General features: G+C 68.8%; 7 protein-coding genes, 1 tRNA gene and 1 pseudogene. All 9 read left to right on the forward strand.

Annotated elements, in window-relative coordinates:
- Positions 1 to 3: 3 nt before the first annotated feature.
- Positions 4 to 684, forward strand: coding sequence for an amino acid ABC transporter permease (locus FG154_RS03785; protein WP_145104498.1), 681 nt, complete (start codon positions 4 to 6; stop codon positions 682 to 684).
- A 3-nt stretch (positions 685 to 687) separates the two neighbouring features.
- A complete protein-coding gene (locus tag FG154_RS03790; protein ID WP_011909076.1) occupies positions 688 to 1,353 on the forward strand; it encodes an amino acid ABC transporter permease in 666 nt (221 codons plus the stop codon).
- A gap of 37 nt (positions 1,354 to 1,390) precedes the next feature.
- Positions 1,391 to 2,317: an N-carbamoyl-D-amino-acid hydrolase gene (locus FG154_RS03795; RefSeq protein ID WP_145104500.1), complete on the forward strand. Its 927-nt coding sequence runs from the start codon at positions 1,391 to 1,393 to the stop codon at positions 2,315 to 2,317.
- Between the two features lie 12 nt (positions 2,318 to 2,329).
- Complete coding sequence (hydA, locus tag FG154_RS03800; RefSeq protein ID WP_145104502.1) at positions 2,330 to 3,787, forward strand: dihydropyrimidinase; 1,458 nt, start codon at positions 2,330 to 2,332, stop codon at positions 3,785 to 3,787.
- Entirely contained in the window at positions 3,784 to 4,425 is a 642-nt protein-coding gene (locus FG154_RS03805; protein WP_145104504.1) for an aspartate/glutamate racemase family protein, read from the forward strand. Before hydA ends, FG154_RS03805 begins: the two co-directional genes overlap by 4 nt.
- Entirely contained in the window at positions 4,422 to 5,351 is a 930-nt protein-coding gene (locus tag FG154_RS03810; RefSeq protein WP_145104506.1) for a LysR family transcriptional regulator, read from the forward strand. The genes FG154_RS03805 and FG154_RS03810 overlap by 4 nt, the downstream gene beginning before the upstream one ends.
- Positions 5,348 to 5,956, forward strand: a complete 609-nt coding sequence (locus tag FG154_RS03815) for a flavin reductase family protein (RefSeq protein WP_145104508.1) — start codon at positions 5,348 to 5,350, stop codon at positions 5,954 to 5,956. Before FG154_RS03810 ends, FG154_RS03815 begins: the two co-directional genes overlap by 4 nt.
- Before the next feature lie 81 nt (positions 5,957 to 6,037).
- Positions 6,038 to 6,121: transfer RNA gene (locus FG154_RS03820), tRNA-Leu, on the forward strand.
- A gap of 62 nt (positions 6,122 to 6,183) precedes the next feature.
- Positions 6,184 to 6,656, forward strand: a pseudogene (locus FG154_RS21380) (IS3 family transposase); the annotation flags it as partial.
- Positions 6,657 to 6,918: the final 262 nt, after the last annotated feature.

The following is a 6,918-nucleotide window of genomic DNA, read 5'->3' on the forward strand; positions in this document are numbered from 1 at the left end:
GCGATGGACGGGCTCGACCGGTTCCTCACCACCTTCTTCAACGCGCGCATCTTCGCGCGCTACCTGCCCGACATGCTGGCGGGCGTCTGGACGACGATCTGGCTCGCGGCGGCGGTGATCGCGCTGGGCCTGAGCCTCGGCCTCATGCTGGCCTGCCTGCGCGCCTACGGCTGGCGGCTCGTGAACTTCTTCATCATCTGCTTTGCCGACATGGGCCGCGCGCTGCCGCCGCTCGTGCTGATCCTCATCATCTATTTCGGGCTGCCGGGCCTCGGGCTGCGGGTGCCGGGGCCGCTGGTGCTGATCCTGGTGCTGGGCACCGTGCTTGCGGCCTTCGCAGAAGAGATCTTCTGGGCGGGCCTGACCTCGGTGCCCAAGGGCCAGTGGGAGGCGGGGCGCGCCACGGGCCTCGGCTTCACCCAGACGCTGATCCAGATCGCCCTGCCGCAGGCCGCGCGCCTCGCGCTGCCGCCGCTGGTCAACCGCGTGCTCGCCATCTCGAAGATGACCGCGCTCGGCTCCGTGATCGGCGTCTCCGAGATCCTGTCCGTGGCCTCGACCGCCCAGAGCTTCACGGGCTCGGCCGCGCCGCTGACCATGGGCGCCATCGCCTATGTGATCGTGTTCCTGCCGCTGGTGGTGCTGACGCGCCTGCTCGAGCGGCGCTTCGCCTGGAAGGTCTGACCCATGCAGGACTTCATCCGCCTGTTCTTCAATCTCGAAGTCATGGCCCAGACGCTGCCGCTGCTGATGCAGGGGCTCTGGATGACCGCCAAGCTCTGCGCCGCCGTGATCGGGCTCGGGCTTGTGGGGGGGCTCTTCCTTGCGCTCGGCGCGCTTTCGCACCGGCGCTGGCTGCGCTGGCCCGCCTTCGCGCTGATCGACTTCCTGCGCGCGCTGCCGCCGCTGGTGCTCCTGATCTTCATCTATTCGGGCCTGCCCTTCGCGGGGCTTGCCATCTCGCCCTTCGCGGCGGTGGCGGTGGCCTTCTTCCTCAACAACTCGGCCTATTACGCAGAGATCTACCGCGCGGGCATCCAGTCGGTGCCCACGGGCCAGACCGAGGCCGCGCGCGCCTGCGGCCTGACCACGGGCCAGACGCTCGCCCATGTGGTGCTGCCGCAGGCGGTGCGCAACGTGCTGCCGGACCTGCTGTCGAACACGGTCGAGGTGGTCAAGCTGACCTCGCTCGCCTCGGTCGTGTCGCTGGCCGAGCTGCTCTACTCGGCGAACATGGCCCGGTCGCTGACCTACAACGCCTCGCCGCTCGTGCTCGCGGCGCTGGTCTATCTCGTGCTGCTCTGGCCGCTGGTGCGGCTCGTCAGCCGCTACCAGCGCCGCCTCGCGGCCTGAGCCCACTTTCACTCACTTACCTCCAGGGAAGAGACAGATGCGCAAGATGATCGTTGGCGGGGCCCAGATGGGGCCGATCCAGCAGGCCGACAGCCGCGAGACGGTGGTGGCCCGGATGATGGAGCTGATGCGGAAGGCCGATGCCGAGGGCGTAAAGATGCTCGTCTATCCCGAGCTGGCCCTCACCACCTTCTTCCCGCGCTGGTACGCCGAGGACCGCGCCGAGATGGACCGCTGGTTCGAGAGCGAGATGCCGAACGGGGCCACGCAGCCCCTGTTCGATCTGGCGCGCGAGCGGGGTATCGCCTTCACCTTCGGCTTTGCCGAGCTGACGCCGGACGGGCACCATTACAACACCTCGATCCTGACGGATGCGCAGGCCAGCATCGTGGGCACCTACCGCAAGGTCCACCTGCCCGGCCATGTGGACCACGACCCCGAGCGCACCCACCAGCATCTCGAGAAACGCTACTTCGAGCCGGGCGACCTCGGCTTCAACGTCTGGCGCAACGAGGGCGTGGTCATGGGCATGGCGATTTGCAACGATCGCCGCTGGCCGGAAACCTACCGTGAGCTGGGGCTGCAGGGCGTGGAACTGATCACCATCGGCTACAACACGCCTTCGGTGAACAGCCAGAAGGGCGCCGAGGGGCTGCGCCAGCGGCTCTTCCACTCGGATCTGTCGATGCAGGCCGGGGCCTACCAGAACTCGACCTATGTGGTGGGCGTGGCCAAGGCCGGCACCGAGGACGGACATCACCTGATGGGCGGCTCGATCATCGTCGATCCGGACGGCGAGGTGATCGCCCGCGCCGAGACCGAGGGCGACGAGCTGATCTTCGCCGAATGCGACTTCGACCGCTGCACCTTCGGCAAGGCCACCGTCTTCGACTTCGCCCGCCACCGGCGGATCGAGCATTATCAGCGCATCGGCCGGCAGACCGGCGTGATCGTCCCCGTCTGAGGAGAGGGCAGCATGGAGTTCGATACGGTCATCCACGGCGGCACCATCGTCACGCCGACCGAAAGCTGGCAGGGCGATCTCGGCCTCGTGGGGGGCCGGGTCGCGGCTCTGGCCGAGCGTCTGCCCGGCGGCGCACGCCGGATCGACGCCACCGGGCGGCTCGTCCTGCCCGGCGGCATCGAGGCGCACGCCCATATCGCGCAGGAAAGCTCCTCGGGGCTGATGAGCGCGGACGACTATTACACGGGCTCGGTCTCGGCGGCCTTTGGCGGCAACTCGAGCTTCATCCCCTTTGCGGCCCAGCATCGCGGGCAGTCGGTGGATGCGGTGCTTGAGACTTACGACAGCCGCGCGGCGCCGAACTCGGTGCTCGACTATTCCTACCATCTCATCATCTCGGACCCGACCGAGACGGTCCTGACCGAGGAGCTGCCGCGCGCCTTCGCCCGCGGGATCACCTCGTTCAAGGTCTTCATGACCTACGACCTGATGAACCTTGGCGACCGCGGGATGCTCGACATCCTGACCGTCGCCCGCCGTCACGGCGCGCTGACCATGGTCCATGCCGAGAACAACGACATGGTGAAATGGATGAACGCGCGCCTCGCCGCCGCGGGGCTGACGGCGCCGAAATATCACGCGATCTCGCGCCCGGCGCTGGCCGAGGCCGAGGCGATCAACCGCGCGATCGCGCTTGCGCGGCTTGTGGGCGCGGGGCTCTTCATCGTCCATGTCTCGACGCCCGAGGGGGCGGACCTCGTGGCCCGCGCGCAGGCCTGCGGGTTGCCGATCCACGCCGAGACCTGCCCGCAGTATCTGGCCTTCACCCGCACGGATCTCGACCGGCCGGGGATGGAGGGGGCCAAATACATCTGCTCGCCCCCCTTGCGCGATGCGGCGACGCAGGACGCGCTCTGGAGCCACGCCCGGCGCGGCACCTTCGAGAGCGTTTCCTCGGACCATGCCCCCTACCGCTTCGACGCGAGCGGCAAGTTTGCCAACGGGGCGGAGCCCGCCTACCCCGCCATCGCGAACGGCCTGCCCGGCATCGCCATGCGCCTGCCCTATCTCTTTTCCGAAGGGGTCGCGGTGGGGCGGATCAGCCTCCAGCAGTTCGCGGCCCTTTCCTCCTCGAACGCCGCCCGCCTCTTCGGGATGGAGCGCAAGGGCGCGCTGCTGCCGGGCTACGACGCCGACATTGCGATCTGGAACCCCGAGGAAACGCGCGAGGTCACGCTGGCCGACCAGCACGATGCGATGGACTACACGCCCTTCGAGGGGATGCGCCTCACTGGCTGGCCCGAGCATGTGCTGAGCCGCGGCGAGACGGTGGTCGAGGCGGGCGAACTGAAGGCCGCCCGCGGGCGCGGCCGTTTCGTGGCGCGTGCCCCCTACCGCCCCGATCCCAACGCGCCGGTCGAGTCCGAACTTGACCCCGCGCTCAACTTCGGCGCGGAGATCCGGCCGTGAAGCGTATCCTCGTCATCAACCCCAATTCCTCGACCGCCGTCACCCAGGGGCTGCGCGAGGCGCTCGCCCCCTTCGAGGGGCCCGTCCGCTTCGACTGCATCGAGATCGCCGAGAGCCCCGCCACGATCTTCACCGAGGAGGATGTGGCGCGCGCGGGCCTCGGCGTGGCGGATCGCATCCGCCGCGATCCCGAGGCCGACGGCTATATCATCGCCTGCTTCTCGGATCCGGGGCTCGATCTCGCCCGCTCGATCACCGCGAAACCCGTCTTCGGCTGTCAGGAGGCCGGGATCCTGACCGCGATGGCCCGCGCCGACCGCTTCGCCATCGTGGCGCTGGGGCCGGCCTCGGTCGCGCGCCACATGCGCAAGATGCGCGCCATGGGCGTGCTGGGCCGGCTCGCGGGCGAGCTGGATCTGGGCGGGGTCAGCGCCGAGGATGCGGGGCGCTCGGACGCGGTCTATGCCAAGACGCGGGTCGTCGGGCAGGAGCTTGCCCGCATGGGCGCGGGCGCGCTCGTGCCGGGCTGCGCGGGCTTCGCGCCCCGCCGCGCCCAGCTCGAGCGCGACCTCGGCATCGCCGTCGTCGATCCGGTGCTGGCCGCCGCGGGCATGGCGATGGGCGCGGTGCTGGCGTGACCGGCGGCCGGACGGCGCCCGAGATCTCGCTGCGTCTGCTCGAGATCTTTGCCGCCATGATGCGCGCCGGCACCACGGTCGAGGCGGCCGAGATGCTGGGCGTGTCGCAGCCCGCGGTCTCGGCCGGCCTCAAGCAGCTCGAGACGCAGCTTGGCATCGTGCTCTTCGAGCGCGCCTCGCGCCGCATGATGCCCACGGCCGAGGCGACCGAGCTGTTCGCCGAGATCCGCCCGATGTTCTCGATGCTGCGCAGCTTCACCCAGACCGCCCGCGACATCCGCGAGGGGCTGAGCGGGCGGCTGCGCATCATCAGCACGCCGCCCATCGGCCACACGGTCGCGCCCCGCGCGCTGGTCGAGTTCCTGCGCGAGCGTCCCGGTGTTTCGGTGGCCTTCGACGTGCGCCGCCTCGAACATGTGCTCGACGCGGTGCAAAGCGGCAGCGCCGATCTTGGCCTTGCGCTCAGCATGGACCGCTACACGGCCCTCAATTCAGAGGTGCTGCACGAGACGCACATGGTGGCGCTGGTGGATGCGGATGGGCCGCTGGCCGACCGCCGGCAGATCACGGCCGAGGATCTGGCCGAACATCCGTTCGTGGGCATCGAGGGTGAATCCAAGCTCGGCGGCCTCGTGCGGTCCGCCTTCCTGCAGAGCGGGCTCGGCTACCTGCCGCAGATCGAGGTCCGCTATGTCTCAACCGCGGCCGAACTGGTGAACCACGGGCTCGGCAATGCGGTGGTCGATCCCTTCACCGCCCATTACCACGCCCGGCCCGGCATCGCGATCCGCCCCTTCGTGCCGGCCTGCATGACGCGGGTCGTGCTGCTCACCCGCCGCGGCGTGCCGCGCAGCCAGCTCGCCCATGCCTTCGCGGCGACGCTGAAACCGATTTTCGCCGAACCGCTTCGGAGGATCCACGCATGATGCTCGATCTGGGTGCCCTGCCGCCCGCGACCCGTTACAAGCTGCTGACCGCCATCGTCCTGCCGCGCCCGGTGGCTTGGGTCACGACGCAGAGCCCCGAGGGGGTGGTCAATGCGGCGCCCTTCTCCTTCTTCAACCTTTTCGGCCAGAAGCCGGCGCTCGTGGTGCTGGGGCTTGAGCATCGCGCGGATGGCTCGATGAAGGACACGACGCGCAACATCCGCGAGACGGGCGAGTTCGTCGTGAACATCGTGACCGAGGATCTGGTGGCCCCGATGGTGGCCAGTGCGGCCGCCGCCGGGCCGGAGGTCAGCGAACCCGAGGCGCTGGGGCTTGCGCTCGCGGCCTCGCTGACCGTGGGCCCGCCGCGGCTGGCCGCCGCCCCGGCCGCGATCGAGTGCCGCCGGACGGTCGGGCTGTCCTTCAGTGCCGAGCGCGAGATCCTCGTGGGCGAGGCGCTGGGGCTGGCCGCCCGCGACGGGCTGATCGACCCCGAACGGTGGTATGTGGACTGGCAGGGCGACTATCCTGTGGCCCGTCTCTTCGCCGATCGCTATGCGCGTCTGGTCGAGATCGACCGCCACCCGATCCCCGCCGCACTCTGACAGAGCAGTCGGCAGTCAGGTCCCTCGCCGCGCCCGATCCGGCTTGCCTCTCGCCGAAACTCGCCATAAGTCGCTGACGAGGCGGGCATGGCGGAATTGGTAGACGCAAGGGTCTTAAACACCCTGTCCTCTGGAGTGCCGGTTCGACCCCGGTTGCCCGCACCAACCCATGCCCCCGGCCCTCGTGGAGCGGCGTCGAACGCTTCACCCGCTCGGGATTTTCTGGCCTGCAGCCGGTTTCGTGGACACGAAGACAAGATCGTGACCAAGGAACTGGCCAGGGAGTTGCGGTTGCGCGTGCCGCCCGTGACCTTGATGTTGCCGAGAGCGTGCTGCGCCGCTGAATGCGGGAGCTGACCGCGACCCCGGCCACTGCCTTTCCCGCGAACGGGCAGATGCGGGCCGACCTGCCCGAGATTGCGGCTTTGAAGAAAGAGGTCGCGCGTCTTCGTGCCCGCGAGATCCAGGACGCCAAGCTCGTCACGGCGATCGAGACAAGCTGCAAGGCCAGCGACCGGACCTATGGCGCGCGCCGCGTGTGGCGTGATGTCCTGGACTTGGAGCGTAAATCAAACCGTCCGGGGGACCGTTTGTTGCGAACAAGGGGCTGGCCTGCGGGCTTCACCGGATCGAACGGCTGATGCGGATCAGTGCCTTGCGGACGCGGCCCAGGCGCCGCGGCAAGCCGAAGGACGACGGCGAACGGTCGGCCATTACCGACAACATCCTCGACCAGGACCTCCAGGCCGACCGGCGAACCAGAAGTGGTTGGTCGATTTCACCTGTATCTGGACAGCGGATTGGTCTGCCCCCAAGAAAGTGGTCCTCCCTGAGGTAGGCTTTCGAGCCCGATGGAGGACAAGAAATAGTTCAGCCTGAACAACGCGATCAGGCGGCCGCGTGACTGTAGCCGCGAGCGTGCTCCTGCCGGATCATCGCCAGAACGAGGGTAATGACGACGG

It is taken from the genome of Cereibacter sediminicola (assembly GCF_007668225.1).
GTDB classification, from domain to species: domain Bacteria; phylum Pseudomonadota; class Alphaproteobacteria; order Rhodobacterales; family Rhodobacteraceae; genus Cereibacter_A; species Cereibacter_A azotoformans.